We start from the raw sequence: 15,808 nt of genomic DNA, 5'->3' as shown, positions 1-15,808 counted from the left end.
GTGGTTAATAAACTATCTCTGTACGCTAAGCAGGGTTCGTTGGAGTCCTCCACTACGGGGATTCCGTTGCCGGTTCATACCACCCTCAAACAGTCTCGCCTATCGCCCCGCTTGTCGCGGAGACTGCAGTAGAAAACGGGGCGTGTACCGGTGGTCCGGAATGCTCGACAGTGCCGCCGCGACGGCCTCGCTGTACGTCTCGACGCCTGGGTCCGTCGGGTTCTCGCCACCCTATACATCTCGGATGACCGTCATCGAATCGATGCGTACTTCCAGCCCGCGTGGTCATCTGGTGGACAACCGTTGCGTTTTCTGCAGTCACAACACCTTTGAACACACGTCATAGCAATACGACATGAGCAGTGAGGAGGTCATCCCGACGAAGCTCTTAGTCTTGCTATTCGTGGGGCTCATCCTCCCGATTTACGGGTTGGTGACCGACCAAGTAGCTCCGATTTTTTACGGCTCGGTCTTCGGTGGGCTTCTGTTCTTCGTGAAGTGGCGGTGGTGGTGGGAACCGCTGGAGTCGTACGTTACGGGCAACGGCCGTGAGTAACCGACTACTATGTCGGAGCAAACGAACATAGAGAGCCCACGAAGAGTGACACGCGGAGTCCGTCGTCGGTCCTGGACACTTCGGCACCGTTAATATCGACTAACGGACGCTACGAATCGATGGTCGCCGTAGAGGCTGTCGTGGTGGGCGGAGCGCTCACGCTACTGTGCCTTTACTACGCGTATCGGCTGGCGAACACCGTTCGACTGTACCGCCTGCTGGCCGGGGTCACTCCCGAGACTGCTCCCGCCATCGCGGACGGCGAACCGGTGACGGTCGAAGGAGTCGTCGGAGTCGACGAGGAGGCACCCGCGAGCGACCGTGCCACCGACGGGCAGCCGTCGCCGGTCGCGATGTACGTTTGGCGGGCGGCGTTCCCGAGGAGCGGTCAGAAGGTGCTCGATTTCGGAAATCGGGAAACCAGACAGGCGAAAGCGACCTTCGCCTCCGGAATCGAGTTCGGGTCGTTCGCGGTCACTACCGGGAACGGGGACGTACGGGTCGATCCGAGTTGGCTCCGCGACGCCCACGACGCCGAGCGACTATCGGAGGTGCGGCCGGCGGGTATTCTTCCGAGTCGAACGTGGCACGTCTACCTTTGGAACTCGCCGTACTTCCACTTGAGTAGCCATTCGGCGGAGTTATCCCTCGAACGACTCCGAGGTATCATCGACGACGACCCGGACGTAGACCTGCAAAACGACTACTTCGCGTCGAAGGCCGTCCCGGAGGGCACCCGATTGACGGTTCACGGCGAACTGTCGGTCGAAGGGGGAACGCCGACGATCGAGGGAACCGACGACACGCCGTTCTTCGTCTCCGACGGCGGTGTCGATGCGATTCGCCGCAATCTTCGACGTCGAGCCCTCGAGTACGGAGCCTTTCTCACGATGGGAGTGGCCGCGGATGCGGTATCGATACTCGCCCTGTCGTAACGAGACTCGCTTCCAGCGACGACGCTCGACGCATCCGAAGTCGTTCGCGTTCGAACTCGAGTGACGAGAAAAACGGAACGCCCTGCTCAGCTCTGCAACGTCGCGTCGAGCGTGATCTCCGGCCCCGCCAGCGCCTTCGAAACCGGACACGTCTCCTTGGCGTTCTGGGCGATGTCCTCGAACTCGCCCTGGTCGATTTCGGGAATCTCGGCGTCGAGCGTCAGTTCGATGCGCGGAATCTCGAAGCCGCCGCCGTCGGCCTTCTCGAGGTGGACGTCGGCCGTCGTCTCGAGGCTGTCGGGCGTGTAGCCCTCGCCTTCGAGGAGCGCCGTCAACTGCATCGAGAAGCATCCCGAGTGGGCCGCCCCGATGAGTTCCTCGGGGTTCGTGCCGGGTTCGTCCTCGAAGCGAGTCGGGAACCGGAACGTTCCCTCTATCTGGCCGCTCTCGGTGGTGAAGTCGCCGCTTCCGTCTTTGCCGCCCTGCCACGTGGTTTCGGCTTCTCTGGTTGGCATCTCCCGAAGGAGTACGAGAACCACGCGTAAGGGAGTAACGGCGAGAACGGGCGGACCGGCGGGTGGCCGAGAGCGCGCGAGCGAGACCCCTTCTCCCAGGGCGTCCGACCGTCCCAAAAGACACCGCTTATGGGTCCGGCCACCCCCACTTCCTCCAATGGCGAACGAGGAACTCATCGACGCACTCCGGGACGCCGATGCGGTGAAGTACGGCGAGTTCGAGCTCTCGCACGGCGGCACCAGCGAGTACTACGTGGACAAGTACCTCTTCGAAACCGACCCCCGCTGTCTCGAACTCATCGCCGAGGCGTTCGCCGAGCGCTTGGAACGTGCCGGCGGGCACGCGGGCGAAACGAAGCTCGCGGGCGTCGCGCTCGGCGGCGTCCCGCTCGTGGCCGCCACGAGCATCGAGACGGGCAACCCCTACGTCATCGCGCGCAAGAAGCAGAAGGACTACGGCACCGCCAACCTCGTCGAGGGCCGCCTGGAGGAAGGCGAGGAAGTGGTCGTCCTCGAGGACATCGCCACCACCGGCCAGAGCGCGGTCGACGCCGTCGAGGCCCTGCGCGACGCCGGCGCGGTCGTCGAACGCGTGCTGGTCGTGGTCGACCGCGAGGAGGGCGGTGCGGAGAACCTCGCCGACCACGACGTGGAACTGGAGTCGCTGTTGACCGCGACCGAACTGCTCGACGCCGAGTAACCGTCTGAGCGCCGAGCGACTGTCCGGGTGCCGAGCGGCCGTCCGAGCGCCGAGCGACCGTCTCGGTGTCGAAACCGGACCGTTCGACGCTCGCCGGTCGGCTATCCACGGTTGCGCACTTCTGCCGTACATCCGCGCGTTTCACTTCGAGATATTCAAGTTCGTGGAATGATGAGGCGAGATATGAACCGCGCAGAGAAGGCGAGCCTGCAACTGCAGGCGGTCGCCGTCCTCCGGATGCTGAAGGAGACTCGTACGTACGACGAACTCGCGGAGGTGACGGGCCTGCCGGCGGGCGATCTGAACCGCTACGTCAACGGCCACGTCCTCCCGAGCGTCGACCGGGCCGAGGAGATCGTCGCCGGCGTCGGCAGAGACGAACTCGCGGACGAACTCGAGGCCCGGATTCGCGTCGACGACGAGGGCTACGTCGACAACTCCGCCGTCGTCTTCGACCAGTCCTTCCTGGACCTCGTCGCGCCCATCGCCGCCGAGGCGTTCGAGTTCGACCGACCCGACGTGGTGCTGACGGCCGCGACCGACGGCATCACCCTCGGCGCGGCGATGGCGAGTTACTTCGACGCCCGGGTCGCCTACGCCAAGAAGTCCAAGGAAACCGCCGTCGAAGAGTTCATCGAGTCGCGCCAGCGCCTGGCCTCGGGCATCGAACTCACCTACTACCTCCCGGCGTCGTCCATCGCGGCCGGCGAAACCGTCCTCGTGGTTGACGACCTCATCCGGTCGGGCGAAACCCAGGAGCTCCTCCTGGACATCGCCGACCGCGCCGAGGCGCACGTCGGCGGCGTGTTCGCACTTATCGCCGCGGGCGAGGAGGGGATGGACCGTGCAAAGGCCCGAACCGAGGCGCCGGTCGGCGCGCTGACCACGTTCGAGGAGTAGTCTCCGCCGGGGGGAGATGGGCACGGGCGTGTACTTCTTCGTTTTCTAACCCCTCTCGACGCCCGGTTTTAATGCACGGTTACGTACACTTGCCCAGATGCGATGAGAATTCTTAAATACACCTGCACGAATATGCCCACACGTTCATCATGGGGATAAACGACACCAGCGACGAAAGCGCGACGTCGAGTTCGAGCGGCGCGCTCGCGGAGTACTTCGGTTTCGAGGAGCACGACACCGACCTCCGGACCGAGATCATCGCGGGACTGACGACGTTCCTGACGATGAGCTACATCGTGGTCGTCAATCCGGCCATCCTCTCGGAGGCCATCAACCCGGCCACCGTCGGGCCGGCCCGGACGTTCCAGATGATCGCGGTCGTCACGCTCATCTCGGCGGCGGTCGCGACGCTAACGATGGCGTTCTACGCGAACAGGCCGTTCGCACAGGCGCCCGGCCTCGGACTCAACGCCTTCTTCGCGTTCACGGTCGTCGGCGCGCTCGGCGTCGACTGGAAGACCGCGCTCGCGGCGGTCGTGGTCGAGGGTATCATCTTCATCGCGCTCACCGCGGTCGGCGCGCGCGAGTACATCATCAGGCTGTTCCCCGAACCGGTCAAACTCGCGGTCGGCGCCGGCATCGGCCTCTTCCTCGCAATTATCGGTCTGGAGGAGATGCGCGTCGTCGCCGGCGACGCCGCGACGTTCCTCACGTTCAATCCGGTGTTCGCCTCCGACCCCGTCGCGGTCGTCTCCGTCATCGGACTCTTCATCACGCTCGCACTCTACGCCCGCGGCGTCACAGGGTCGATCATCTTCGGCATCATTCTGACGACGATCATGGGTTACACCGCCAAGGCGCTCGGCTACTCGGCGTTCCCCGCCGACCAAGCGCCGCCGGGCGTCACGCTCAAGGCGCCGATGGCGCTCACCTCGACCGCGCCCATCACCTACGACGCCGCGAGCTACAACATCGCGCCGCTGGCCGGCGCGTTCATCACGGGTCTCCAGAACATCGAGAGCTTCTCGTTCGCGCTCATCGTCTTCACGTTCTTCTTCGTGGACTTCTTCGACACCGCCGGCACCCTCGTCGGCGTCGGACAGGTCGGCGGCTTCCTCGACGACGACGGGAACCTCCCCGACATCGACAAGCCGCTGATGGCCGACGCGGTCGGCACCACCGTGGGCGGCGCGCTCGGCACCTCGACGGTCACGACGTATATCGAGTCGGCGACCGGCGTCGAGGAGGGCGGTCGCACCGGGATGACCGCGCTCGTGGTCGGTTTCCTGTTCCTCGCGTCGCTCGCGGTCGTCCCGCTCGCCGTCGCCGTACCGACCTACGCCTCCCACCTCGTGCTGGTCGTCATCGGCGTCGTTATGCTCCGAAACGTCGTGGAGATCGCGTGGGAGGACATCACCTACGCGGTCCCCGCGGGCATGACCATCCTCGTCATGCCGTTCACGTTCTCCATCGCCTACGGCATCGCCGCGGGAATCGTCTCCTACCCCGTCGTGAAGCTCGCCGCGGGCGAACGCAAGGACATCCGGCCAGGCCACTGGGTGCTGGCCGCCGCCTTCGTTGCCTACTTCTTCGTCCGGACGAGCGGGATGCTCCGGGGTAACGTCTGAGCGCCGCCGGTCGTTCTTTCTCCGAAAGTTACGGCACTCATCGTTCTCCGCTACTTCTCCATCGCTCTCCTCCACCGCTCCCTCGTCGACTCCGGTTCCGTCGCGACTCCTCTCCGACAGCACCCATCGTGACACCGTTCCGCTCGGGGAACAGTTATGTCGTCGTCCGTCGATACATAGTTTCGACTATGAGCGAATACCCGACCGCCGGTCCGGACGAGGAACCGATCGCGAAGATCTACTACGCCGACGCGGAGGCGACCCAGGTCGACGCCGCGTTCGTCATCGAGGACTGGGACTGGGTCGTCGGCTTCAACCAGGTGGCCACGGACGAGTACGACTACGTCTCCATCCCCGTCGAGAAGGTCATCGGCGTGATGTCGCCGAAGTACTCGTCGTTCACCCGCAACGGACGACGAGTCACGGGGTACGGCGTCTCCGACGACGAAGTCGAGACGTTCGCCGACCGCCTGCCCGTCTGACTCACCTTTAATGGACTCGACTTCGTGCCAGAGAACATGAATCTCCGCTCGCTACCGCGCCGTTGGGCGGTTCGGGGCGCGGTCGCACTGCTGGTCGTCTCGCTGGTGGCACCGGCCGGCATCTCCGCCGCGACGTTCTTCGCGACGACCGAGGACCCCAGCAACCTCCGGGCGTCGGTCGACAGCCCCGCCAACGGTACGACGGTCATCTCGATTCAAGGCTTTCACTTCCAGGGGATGGCCAACGCCAACAAGCCCGCGCGCCTGATTGCGGTCGGCCCGCGCGGGAACGTGAAGTGGGTCCACGACGGGTCGGGGTTCGACGCGACGTGGTTCTACGACGTCGACCCGCTCGCGAACGGTAACCTGCTTGTGACCGCCACCGCGAAGGGCGAGACGCTGGTGTACGAACTGAACACCGAAACCCGCGAACGCGTCTGGACCGAACGCCTGGCCATCCACGACACCCACGACGTCGACCTCATCAACAACGGGACGGAACTGCTGGTCGCCAACATGCGGAACTACGACGAGCAGTCGGGGAAGAACGACGACCGCATCTTCGTCTACGACCGCAAGACCGACGAGGTCACCTGGCAGTTCCGTTTCCGGAGCCACTACGACCGAAGCGCGGGCGGGAAGTACACGGGCGACTGGACCCACGTCAACGACGTGGACAAGATCGGCCCGGGCAGGTACCTCGCGTCGCCCCGGAACATGGACGAGGTCGTGGTCGTGAACCGCTCGACGAAGACGGTCACCGAAACCCTCGGGAACGACGAGAACCACTCGGTGCTGTACGAGCAGCACAACCCCCAGTACCTCGAAAGCGAGAACGGAACGCCGACCGTCCTAGTCGCCGACAGCGAGAACGACCGCATCGTCGAGTACGCCAAGGAGAACGGCGAGTGGAAACGGACGTGGAACCTCGGGACGCGGGGGCTGAACTGGCCGCGCGACGCCGACCGACTGCCCAACGGCAACACGCTCGTCGTCGACACGATGCACCACCGGGTGTTCGAGGTCACCCCCGAAGGAAAGGTCGTCTGGGAGTTCCACGCGCCGTGGGCGCCCTACGACGTCGAGCGCATCACCTACGGCGACGAGGCCCAACTGGCAGACGACAGGCCGACGATACGCGACATGGGCAAATCGGGGAGCTACAACGTCAGCGGGAGCGGACTCTCCATCGGCGGAGAGGACAGCAAGACCGTCTCGTTCTGGTTGGTCGAGACGTTCGACGGGACGATTCTCGAATCGGAGGCGAGCGAGTTCGCCCGGACGTGGGCCCACGTCACGCCCTGGATTCGACCGGTGTGGATGAACAGTTGGGAGTTCCTCGGCGCGATTCTGGGCGGCGTGGTGCTGGTCAGCTGGGCGCTCGGCGAGACGGTGTACCAGCGCGGCCGGATTCGCGACGGAGTCTCGACCCTCACCGGGAAGGTTTCGGAGTGGAACGACCGGCGCGGCGCGAGCTAGAACGGATTTTCGGCGGGAACGCGAATTGACACGGCCGGCACGGCGCGCGGGAGCGACCGAGCAACGCGAGGTCGTGACCCGTGCGAGGGACGACCGAACGAGCGCCGAAGTCTGCGTGAGCGTCACGAACGCAGGCTCGTCGGACCTTCGGTCCGACGGCGGTGCGGTTTCTCAGTTGTGGAGTGTGAATAGCGGTCGGAGTTGCTGTGCAGTCGCTGTGCAGTGGCAGTGAAGTAGCGGTCTACGTTGCGGTGTCGGAATTGGTGGTTTCGTCTCCGTCGTACCGGTAGGAGCCGATTCACCTACCGCGCGAGGTTGCGTCACGCAGTTCCGGCACCACCACGCTCTTGTCCCGCAAGGCCCTAGAACGAAGCACGATGACGAACCTCGAACTGTACGAACTCGAAGGCTGTCCGTACTGCGCGAAGGTCAAGGACAAACTCGACGACCTCGACCTCGACTACGAATCGAACATGGTCGCGGGGCCGAAGTCCGAGCGTGACGAGGTCGAGGAAGTCAGCGGCCAGCGAGGCGTGCCGGTGCTGGTCGATGAGGAGAACGACGTCGAGGGGATGCACGAGAGCGACGACATCGTGGAGTACCTCGACGAGACGTACGGCGATGGCGAACAGGCGGCGTAGACGCCGCGAATCGATGCCGGCCATAGCATCGACTTGCCGACCTCGATGGGTAGGTCGTTTCTCGCCACGTTCACTCGATTGCGTACAGGGAACGCGAGCTGCTGAGATAGACGGTTTCATCCCCGAGAACCGGAGTCGCTATCTCGCTGTCGGCCTCGAACGACCAGCGTACTCGTCCGCTAGCATCGACGGCGCGTAACGTTTCACCCATTGGTTGATATATCGTTTCCGCCGCGGCAGACAGCGCGGCATCCCGACAGCCGCCAGCGAGTCGCCAGCGTCGGTTTCCCGACCGTTCGAACGAGACGAGGTGTTCCTCGGTTGCGACGTACACCGAATCGGTGGTGACGACGGGCGGTGTTCTCACCCGCGATTCGAATCCCTGACGCCAGATAGTCGATCCCTCGTCCGCATCGAAGGCGTAGACGTTTCGCTCGTCGGTCACGTACACGACTCCGTCAGCGACTGCGGGACCGAACACGTCGGATTCGTCCGTACTTCGGTGCCACCGTCGTTCACCGGTTTCCGAATCGACCGCGACAACGCCATCGTCCCAGACTCCGACGAACACTCGGCTGTTCGAAACCGCCGGCCGGGTCAGGTTAGTCTGAAACTCTATCGCCCACTTCCTATCGCCTGTCGGGGTATCGAGGGCAATCAACGATTGGTCGGTGCGTGTTTCTGCGAAGTACAGGCGATTGCCCGCAATAACCGGAGGCAGTGATGTCTGTGCCGGACCGACTCTGTTTTCGAACAGGTCCAATCCCTTAGGATACGCCCACCGACGAGCGAAGAGGTGAAAGAACCCGAATACAGAGACACCGCCTCGTGGGTCAAGTCCGAGGAGTCCGTCTTCGTTTGCGACGGCGGCGACACCGTTCCGACCCGCTGGTCCGTCAGCTATACTTATAGAAGAAAGATAGGGTCCGCCCGTGAAAGCAAATCGCTTCTTTCCTGTTTGCGCCTCGCGGACGGTTATACGGTCCCGATTTACGTGATAGACTCGTCCACCGGAATTCGTAACGGGAGCGGGAGTCAAGCGCGTGTCGTACTCGTGTTTCCATCGAATAGTAGGTTCGGCCTTTGGTCCGTCAAAAGACGGGCGGTAGCCCGTTCCTGCAGCGTCGTATCTGTCCATCGGCCACTCGCTTTGAGGTCGCCGCGGTCGTATCGTCTTTTCGAGAGCATCTGAAGACAGGGATATTCCAGAGAGAACAAGGAATTTCCGCCGGCCGATACACCCACACATGTAGAGTCGTCAACGGTATCCAGGAATAAGATTTCCGGTCGTTGACTTTTACCCGATTGCCTTAGTCAGTTTCGTCCGCGTCGCCGTCCTCGACGACCGGATGTGACTTTCTCGTAGCCAGATACCCGAGAAGTCCGAAGACGTTGAGCGCGGGCACCATCGACGCGTGGAACCACACGGCGGCATCCATCTCGCGCTTTCTCGCGTCGTAGTACACCCACGTCGGAATCAGGAGTTCCGTGACGACGAGCAGAATCAACACGAGCGTGAGCGGGTCGGTTCGCAGAAGCAGTTCGACCGCGGCGACCAGGGACAGAACCGGAGCGGAGAAAAGTGAGACTGCGACGAACGCGGAAGACGGGGCCATCCGTGGTCGTGACTGACGGATAGCTGAAACTTGAATGTGGACCCCGCCGAACCGACTACGCGGGTTCTTCTTTGGGTTCCTCGGCGCGCTCGCGGATGAGTTCCCGGAGTTCGTCGGCGTCGCGGATGCCCTCCAGTTCCTCGCGCTCGACCAGGCCCGTCCCATCGACGTTCTCGCGCTTGGCCTCGTCGACGAAGTAGACCGACCGGGTTCGGGCGACGTGGCCGATGGAAGACATGATGCGGGCGCGCTTCTCGGCGGCCTTGGTGAACGCCGAGTGGCCCGTCAACACGTTCTCGTGGCTGTCGTTGTCCTCGCTGACCGTCTTGAACGGCGCGCGGACCGTCGGGTGGACCTCGAAGCCCGCGCGGGTGAGCACGGTGACGATGCGCTCGTCGTCGCTGTCGGGTTCGGGGTCGTCGGGCGTCGGTTCGTCCTCGCGGACCTCGTCGGCGCCGTCGAGCACGTCGACGGGGCTGGTGAGGTCGCCCTCGAACATGTCCGACAGTTCGAGGGCGACCTCGACGCTGGCGTTCATGCCGTCCTCGTACTTCGAGACGGTGCGCCGGGAGACGCCGAGTTCCTTGGCGAGGCGGCCGAGGCTCCAGCCGCGTTCCTCGCGCTCGTCGCGCAGCACGTCGCCGTCGATGTTGACGTAGAGGCCGCCCGGGGCGGCGTAGACCAGCGGCGACATTCCTTCGACGAACAGTTCCATCGCGGTGTCGGGGCTGAACACGGGCACGCCGTGGCGGAAGTAGACCACGCCAGGTTCGAGGTCCTCGTCGCGGGTACGCAGACCGACGACCAGCGGGGTGGCGTCGAGGTGCGTCCCGAGTCGACGCATCTCCAGTCCGGTCGCTGCGTCGAACGCGTCGACGTTCGCGAGTATCTTCAGCAACAACAGGTCGCGCCCTCGACGTGCCGCCACGTCGAAGCTCTTCGGGCGTATAGCACACCGGTCGCTGACCGTGAAGCCCGCGTCTTCCAGCATCGCGGTCACGTTCCCGACCAGTGCAGACCGGGACATATCCCCACGTAAGTGATTCCCCTATATATGCGTTGTGTCGATTGCAACCCTTTCGCGGCTTGCGATTCGGGGGAGCGAGCGGCGAAACGTTAAAATATAGCCGACGGCTCGACGGACGCTCCGAAAGCCGCTTGTTTGCCACGGCCTAACTCCGGGGCAGTGACCGTCATCGGCCTCGACGACACCGATTCCCGCGAGCGCGGGATGTGCACGACCTACCTCGCCGCCCGGGTGGCCGAGCGCCTGCGAGCGGACGCCGACGCCGACGTCGGGCGACTGCTCCTGGTTCGGCTCAACCCCGCGGTGAAGCACAAGACCCGCGGAAACGCCGCGCTCGCGGTCCACACCGACGCCGACTCCGAGACGGCGTTCGAACTCGCCCGCGAGGAGATAGACGCCGTCGCCGAAACCGCCGACCCCCGGACGAACCCCGGGCTGGTCGTCGCGCCGGGCGACCCCGAGGCGGTGCCCGACTCCGTGGCCGAGTTCGCCCGCTCGGCCGTTCGCGACCTGCTCGCCGTCGCCGAGGCCGACGAGCGCATCGCCGACGCCGGCTACCTGAGCGCCGGGTGGAAGGAGGGCCGCGGAAAGATCGGGGCGCTGGCCGCCGTCGGCGCTCACGCCGCCTTCGAGGAGTGGACCTACGAGTGCATCACCTACCGCGAGCGCGACCGGTGGGGCACGCCCAGGGAGGTTGACGCCGACTCGGCGTTCACGGCCGCCGACGCCGGCTATCCCGACGTCTGGGACACCGTCGACCGCGAGACGGGCGAGTTGGTCTGCGTACCCCACACGCCGGGTCCCATCCTCCACGGCATCCGGGGCGACTCGCCGGACGCCGTCCGGCGAGTCGCCCGCGAAATCGAGGGCGAGTCGGTCGAGCGCCGGGCGCTGTTCCGGACCAACCAGGGCACCGACGCCCACCTCGGGGACGCCGCTCTCGCCGACGTCGAGGACGGCCGGAGCTACCGCGTCTCGGGCGCGGTGACGACCGCGCCCGAGACGCGCCGGGGCGGCCACGTCTTCTTCGAGATGGCGGACGACGGCGAAAGGCTCCGGTGCGCCGCCTTCGAACCCACCAAGCGGTTCCGCGACCGGGTCCGGGCGCTCCGGCCGGGCGACCGCATCACGGCCTGCGGCGAAGTCGCCGAGGGGACGCTCAAGCTCGAGAAGTTCGCGGTCTGCGACCTGAACCGGACCGAGCGCGTCACCCCCGACTGCCCCGACTGCGGCCGGTCGATGAAGAGCGCCGGGGCGAACCAGGGCTACCGGTGCCGGGACTGCAAGAACACCGCGGACGGGAAGGTCGAAGTCGAGGTCGACCGCGACCTCGAAGAAGGCTGGTACGAGGTGCCGCCGGAGGCCCGCCGGCACATCGCCAAACCGCTCGTCCGGGGCGGCTTCGACGCGCCGATTCACTCCGAGAAGTGAAGGAGGGGCGATTACGCGGCCGACCGCGCCTCGCCGGCCGCCGACCACGCCCGCCGGGTCGCGGCGAGCGCCACCGCGAAGATGACCGCGGCGTTCGCCGGGTGGATGGCGGCGACCATCGACCCGAACTGGTGGGCCGTCGCGTACTGGACGCCCAGCAACAGGAACAGCCCCACCGGCACCAGTTTCAGCGACCGGGAGAGCCGACCCAGGAAGGCCAGCGCGAGCAGGACGACCAGCAGGGGTTCGAAGAGGTGGACGAACGAGACGTGGAACGCCCAGTTCGCGGGGTCGACGAACACCGCCATCCCGGCGATGTACGCCTGCGCGAGGACGCAGACGGCGAAGACGCACGCCGTCAGGACGTAGCCGTAGCGCGCCCACGAGACGCGTCTCGGGGTTCCGGTTTCGCGGTCGCTCGACTCGACCGCTGTCATCCCGATACCTCGCTTGCGCCGCCGGACGCGCCGGCGCCGGCGGCCGTCCAACAGTCGTAGCCCAGCGCGACGAATGCCAGGTAGAGCGGTCCCTCGACCCAGAGCGCCGGGAGGCCGACGACCGCGAGCGGTCCGAGCAGGAAGATGGCCGGGAAGGTAAGGGCGAACAGACCGGCCGCCAGCCGATTCGCGTCCGTGCGGCCCCAGAGAACGACCCCGTAGGCGCTCGCGAGCAGTCGAGCGCCGAGGAACGCCGCGCCGACGAAACCGCCGAGCGGGACGAACAGCGTACCGAAGAGCGCCCGACCCGCCACGAGGACGACGACCGAGAGTGCGTACGCCGCCAGCGCGAAGCCGAAGAGGCCAGCGACGGTTCGGCCGCGGCCGCGGTACTCGTCCGCGTACCGGGCGTCGGCCGCGAGCAGAGTCGCCACGAACAGGACGTAGCCGACGGGGTAGAGCACGTTGACCGCGCCGAGGTCCATCCCGACGCCGCTTCGACCGACCGAGAGCGCGGTCGCGCCGAGGCCGCCGAGGATGCCGGCGAGTCCGGCCGCTCTCGTCCGTCCGGGCGTCCACCAGTGCTCAGGGGTGAGTCCCCCGCGTCCGGCGGTGCGCTCGGTCACGACGACCCCATCCCGTCGGTCGCGGTTCCGGCGTCCTCGCCGCCCGCGACCACGACCGCGCCCTTCATGCCGAGCGACTCGTGGGGGTCGCAGTAGTAGAGCGACGTCCCGGGCGACTCGAAGGTGTGCCGGAACGTCGCGTTCTGCTCGGGCGACCCGCTGTCGAACTCGCCGTTCTCGGCGACGACGTTGTGGTAGCCGCTCACCCACTTCCAAGTCACCTCCGTGCCGGGCGAGATCTCTATCGCGGCGGGCGCGAACGCATTCGCGCCGTTGTTACCCTTCGCGCCGACCTCGACGGTGACCGCGTCCTCGCCGGTCCTGTCGACGACGCCGTCGTAGTTGCCGGTGTCCGAGAGCCAGTCGTCGACGCTCCCGCCGCTTCCGCCGTCGCCGCCGTCTCCGTCGTTCCCGATGCTGGTGCAACCGGCGAGCAGGCCCGCCGCCGCGAGACTACCAAGCGAGCGGAGGACCGTCCGTCTGTCGGGGGTCGAACCGCCGGTCAGTTCCGAGTCGAATCCGCGTTCGTCGTCCGTGCGTTCCGAGTTCACGATTTGATCTTCTCCATCGTCACCTGGGAGTGGTAGTTCGATAAGACGGGAAGCACGGTCGCCGAGCGGGCGAGTGCGCGAAAGGTTTAAATTCCCGCGGCGGCGGTTTCGCGGAAGAAGTCCCGCTGCGACGACCGCGGCGATTAAGCCGACGTGGCTTCAAGGGCGAGTAACGTCGCGCACCGGAAACCGCGAGTTCGCGGTTTCCGGTGCGCGAAATTCCCGGTGAATCGAACGATGTCCACGGAAACGTCGTCCCCGACCCGCGACGCCGGCCACCTGGTGAGTCGGACGCTCCGCGCGCCGATGCGCCGCCAGACGTATCGCAACCTCCTCTATCTCCTGACGCGGTTTCCGCTCGGCGTCGGCTACTTCGTGTTTCTGTCGGTCGGTTTCTCGGCCGGCGTCCCGCTGCTGGCGGTCGGCGTCGGCGCGCTGGTGCTACTCGTGACGCTCGCGGTGTGCGTCCAGTTGACCCGATTCGAGCGTGCGCTCCTCAGGCGACTGCTCGGCGTCGACGTCCCCGAACCCGCCCCGGTGACCGACGGCGGCGTTCTGAACCGGACCGTGCGGTTCGTCACCGACCGCCGGACCTGGGGCGCCGCCGTCTACCTGCTGAGCGTGTTCGTCTTCATGAACGTCGTGTTGTCGGCGCTGGCGTCGCTCGTCGGGACCGCGGCGAGTTTCCTGCTCGCGCCGCTGTACTACCGGAGCGCCCCGGTGACCGCCCACGCGCTCGGACCGGTTCCGTCCCGGGAGTTCACGCTCGACCTCCTGTTCGGCTGGGACAACCTCCTCGTCGGACTCACCACGACGGTCGAGGTCGGGTCGTGGCAGATTCAAACGCTTCCCGGTGCGCTGGCGGTCGCCGTCCTCGGTGCCGCGTTGCTCGTAATCGCGCTCCAGACGATGAACGTCGTCGCGTGGGCGTGGAGTCGGTACGCCCGGGTCATGCTGACCGCGCCGCGGTACTGGACGACCCCCTGGTGAGTAGGAGCATTTCCCGCCACGACGGCCGACGGCTACGCCCGGGTCAGCGCGTACAGTATCGACGCGACGCCCGCGAGGTGCGCGACCGTAATCGCCAGCAGAATCGCGGCGTCAGTCGCGCCGGTCAGGGCCGACAGCGCGTGGTTCAGTCCGACCGGAACGGTCGTGAGCAGGGCGATACCGACCGCGAGGTAGAGCATGGGCCGACTGTCGTTGCGCCGGTAGCCGCGGTACGCCAGGAACGCGACGAACGCGCCGGCGACGGCCGTCACCGCGGCGAACGCGAAGACCAGGCCGGCCGAGTCGCCGGCCGTGCCGACCGACTGGAGCGCGACCGGCGTCACTCTCCCACCTCCTCGGAGTCGTCGGTATCGACGTCGCCACCGATATCGCGCTCGACCCTCACGGTCGCGGTTTCGCGCCGCCCCGTCACGCCGTATATCGCGTACAGCATCGCACAGAGGCCGAGGAGTTTGCTCGCGTTCGCGACCGCCGACCGGGCCGCCGTCGAGGCGTCGGTGAAGTTCGTCAGGACGAGTTGGACCAGTATCGGTCCGGCCGTCAGCAGTATCACGCCGACGGCCATCGCGAGGCGCGCGCGGTCCCGGTGCCGGCGGTAGCCGCGAACCATCCGGTAGGCGACCGCGAGCGCGAGGACCGCCGTGAGCAGTAACCCGACGAGCGCGAGGGCGACGACGAGTGCCGACCCGCCCGTCGCGGTCTGGAGCGGGACGACGCCGAGCGGGAGTGGTGCGAGTTCGGACATCTATCGGAACCCCTCGAACAGGTCGGTGAATCTGTCTGCGGCGTTCTCGCGGCGGTACGTGATCTCCATCTCGAAGGCGCCGTCTTCGAGTTCGATGGTGATTCGTTCGAGTCGGGCAGTGTAGGTCTTGTAGTGGTGGCCGTCCCGGTCGAGTTGGAGATGTTCGGCCAGCAAGTCGTGCTCGCGGAGGCGTTCGACCCGCCGGTAGACGGTCGAAACCGACGCGTCGCACGCCTCGCTCAGTTCGGGTGCCGACATGGCTCGCTGGCTCGTGTGTACGAGGATCGCATGGGCGTACTCGTCTTCGAGGAGAGCGGCGATCTCCCGGACGTCGCTGTCCTCGGTCATTTGCTCCGGTGACGAGAACGGCCGCGAGGAGAGTCACACTCGCTCGCGGCGGTCGGTACGGTCATGCGCTCGGTGTGAGTCGGCAGGCGACCGACTTAAAACCACAGACACGGTCGCAGGCCCAGCGACTCGGCCGACCGCGGTCGGCCGAGTCGCGGACGCGGCGCCCGCTCCGGACCC

Annotated in this window: 19 protein-coding genes and 2 pseudogenes; 10 read left to right on the top strand and 11 right to left on the bottom strand. The window is 66.0% G+C overall.

What is annotated here, in order from left to right; genetic code table 11:
* Positions 1-141: 141 nt before the first annotated feature.
* Positions 142-285 (bottom strand): annotated as a pseudogene (locus NGM07_RS25475) (ribonuclease HI family protein); the annotation flags it as partial.
* A gap of 70 nt (positions 286-355) precedes the next feature.
* Here NGM07_RS25475 and NGM07_RS12420 point away from each other — a divergent pair.
* Both NGM07_RS12420 and NGM07_RS12415 read left to right on the top strand, forming a co-directional pair.
* A complete protein-coding gene (locus tag NGM07_RS12420; protein WP_253511932.1) occupies positions 356-556 on the top strand; it encodes a hypothetical protein in 201 nt (66 codons plus the stop codon).
* 119 nt (positions 557-675) lie between these two features.
* Positions 676-1,491, top strand: coding sequence for a hypothetical protein (locus NGM07_RS12415; protein WP_253511930.1), 816 nt, complete (start codon positions 676-678; stop codon positions 1,489-1,491).
* An 86-nt stretch (positions 1,492-1,577) separates the two neighbouring features.
* Here the strand turns inward: NGM07_RS12415 and NGM07_RS12410 are convergent, their stop codons facing one another.
* On the bottom strand, positions 1,578-2,006 hold the full coding sequence (locus NGM07_RS12410; protein ID WP_253511927.1) for an OsmC family protein: 429 nt from the start codon (positions 2,004-2,006) through the stop codon (positions 1,578-1,580).
* A 157-nt stretch (positions 2,007-2,163) separates the two neighbouring features.
* Here NGM07_RS12410 and pyrE point away from each other — a divergent pair, with 157 nt between their 5' ends.
* The 6 genes from pyrE (at position 2,164) to NGM07_RS12380 (ending at position 7,836) form a co-directional block, all read left to right on the top strand.
* Positions 2,164-2,706, top strand: coding sequence for an orotate phosphoribosyltransferase (gene pyrE / locus NGM07_RS12405; RefSeq protein ID WP_253511924.1), 543 nt, complete (start codon positions 2,164-2,166; stop codon positions 2,704-2,706).
* A 183-nt stretch (positions 2,707-2,889) separates the two neighbouring features.
* A complete protein-coding gene (locus NGM07_RS12400; RefSeq protein ID WP_253511921.1) occupies positions 2,890-3,606 on the top strand; it encodes a phosphoribosyltransferase family protein in 717 nt (238 codons plus the stop codon).
* Positions 3,607-3,755: 149 nt separating this feature from the next.
* Positions 3,756-5,234 (top strand): NCS2 family permease, encoded by a 1,479-nt coding sequence (locus tag NGM07_RS12395; RefSeq protein ID WP_253511918.1) that lies wholly within the window; start codon positions 3,756-3,758, stop codon positions 5,232-5,234.
* 188 nt (positions 5,235-5,422) lie between these two features.
* Positions 5,423-5,716: a hypothetical protein gene (locus NGM07_RS12390; protein WP_253511915.1), complete on the top strand. Its 294-nt coding sequence runs from the start codon at positions 5,423-5,425 to the stop codon at positions 5,714-5,716.
* Between the two features lie 36 nt (positions 5,717-5,752).
* Positions 5,753-7,195: an aryl-sulfate sulfotransferase gene (locus tag NGM07_RS12385; RefSeq protein ID WP_253511912.1), complete on the top strand. Its 1,443-nt coding sequence runs from the start codon at positions 5,753-5,755 to the stop codon at positions 7,193-7,195.
* Between the two features lie 377 nt (positions 7,196-7,572).
* Positions 7,573-7,836, top strand: coding sequence for a glutathione S-transferase N-terminal domain-containing protein (locus NGM07_RS12380; protein WP_253511909.1), 264 nt, complete (start codon positions 7,573-7,575; stop codon positions 7,834-7,836).
* Positions 7,837-7,990: 154 nt separating this feature from the next.
* On the opposite strand, the pseudogene NGM07_RS12375 reads toward NGM07_RS12380, so the two are convergent.
* The 3 genes and pseudogenes from NGM07_RS12375 to NGM07_RS12365 all read right to left on the bottom strand — a co-directional run.
* Positions 7,991-8,974, bottom strand: a pseudogene (locus tag NGM07_RS12375) (outer membrane protein assembly factor BamB family protein); the annotation flags it as partial.
* Positions 8,975-9,146: 172 nt separating this feature from the next.
* Positions 9,147-9,452 (bottom strand): hypothetical protein, encoded by a 306-nt coding sequence (locus tag NGM07_RS12370; RefSeq protein ID WP_253511905.1) that lies wholly within the window; start codon positions 9,450-9,452, stop codon positions 9,147-9,149.
* Positions 9,453-9,507: 55 nt separating this feature from the next.
* Positions 9,508-10,479, bottom strand: coding sequence for a transcriptional regulator (locus NGM07_RS12365; RefSeq protein ID WP_253511902.1), 972 nt, complete (start codon positions 10,477-10,479; stop codon positions 9,508-9,510).
* Positions 10,480-10,638: 159 nt separating this feature from the next.
* On the opposite strand from NGM07_RS12365, the gene NGM07_RS12360 reads away from it, so the two are divergent.
* Entirely contained in the window at positions 10,639-11,910 is a 1,272-nt protein-coding gene (locus tag NGM07_RS12360; RefSeq protein ID WP_253511899.1) for a tRNA(Ile)(2)-agmatinylcytidine synthase, read from the top strand.
* A gap of 11 nt (positions 11,911-11,921) precedes the next feature.
* On the opposite strand, the gene NGM07_RS12355 is transcribed toward NGM07_RS12360, so the two are convergent.
* From NGM07_RS12355 to NGM07_RS12345, 3 genes are read right to left on the bottom strand one after another with little or no spacing between them, the layout of a single operon-like run.
* On the bottom strand, positions 11,922-12,347 hold the full coding sequence (locus tag NGM07_RS12355) for a DUF6220 domain-containing protein (RefSeq protein ID WP_253511896.1): 426 nt from the start codon (positions 12,345-12,347) through the stop codon (positions 11,922-11,924).
* Positions 12,344-12,973: a hypothetical protein gene (locus tag NGM07_RS12350; RefSeq protein WP_253511893.1), complete on the bottom strand. Its 630-nt coding sequence runs from the start codon at positions 12,971-12,973 to the stop codon at positions 12,344-12,346. The genes NGM07_RS12355 and NGM07_RS12350 overlap by 4 nt, the downstream gene beginning before the upstream one ends.
* Complete coding sequence (locus NGM07_RS12345; RefSeq protein WP_253511890.1) at positions 12,970-13,524, bottom strand: halocyanin domain-containing protein; 555 nt, start codon at positions 13,522-13,524, stop codon at positions 12,970-12,972. Before NGM07_RS12345 ends, NGM07_RS12350 begins: the two co-directional genes overlap by 4 nt.
* A gap of 237 nt (positions 13,525-13,761) precedes the next feature.
* Here NGM07_RS12345 and NGM07_RS12340 point away from each other — a divergent pair, with 237 nt between their 5' ends.
* Complete coding sequence (locus tag NGM07_RS12340; protein WP_253511888.1) at positions 13,762-14,514, top strand: sensor domain-containing protein; 753 nt, start codon at positions 13,762-13,764, stop codon at positions 14,512-14,514.
* A 32-nt stretch (positions 14,515-14,546) separates the two neighbouring features.
* On the opposite strand, the gene NGM07_RS12335 is transcribed toward NGM07_RS12340, so the two are convergent.
* The 3 genes from NGM07_RS12335 to NGM07_RS12325 are packed head-to-tail and all read right to left on the bottom strand — an operon-like array spanning position 14,547 to position 15,628.
* The gene (locus NGM07_RS12335; RefSeq protein WP_253511885.1) at positions 14,547-14,858 is read right to left on the bottom strand and encodes a DUF7521 family protein; all 312 of its coding nucleotides are present in this window, start codon (positions 14,856-14,858) and stop codon (positions 14,547-14,549) included.
* Positions 14,855-15,280: a DUF7521 family protein gene (locus tag NGM07_RS12330; RefSeq protein ID WP_253511883.1), complete on the bottom strand. Its 426-nt coding sequence runs from the start codon at positions 15,278-15,280 to the stop codon at positions 14,855-14,857. The genes NGM07_RS12335 and NGM07_RS12330 overlap by 4 nt, the downstream gene beginning before the upstream one ends.
* The gene (locus NGM07_RS12325) at positions 15,281-15,628 is read right to left on the bottom strand and encodes a helix-turn-helix domain-containing protein (RefSeq protein WP_253511881.1); all 348 of its coding nucleotides are present in this window, start codon (positions 15,626-15,628) and stop codon (positions 15,281-15,283) included.
* Between the last annotated feature and the right edge of the window lie 180 nt (positions 15,629-15,808).

Source organism: Halorussus vallis, from assembly GCF_024138165.1.
GTDB classification, from domain to species: Archaea; Halobacteriota; Halobacteria; order Halobacteriales; family Haladaptataceae; genus Halorussus; species Halorussus vallis.
The sequence above is the reverse complement of the archived record's forward strand: the minus strand, read 5'-3'. Positions and strand labels throughout refer to the sequence as shown.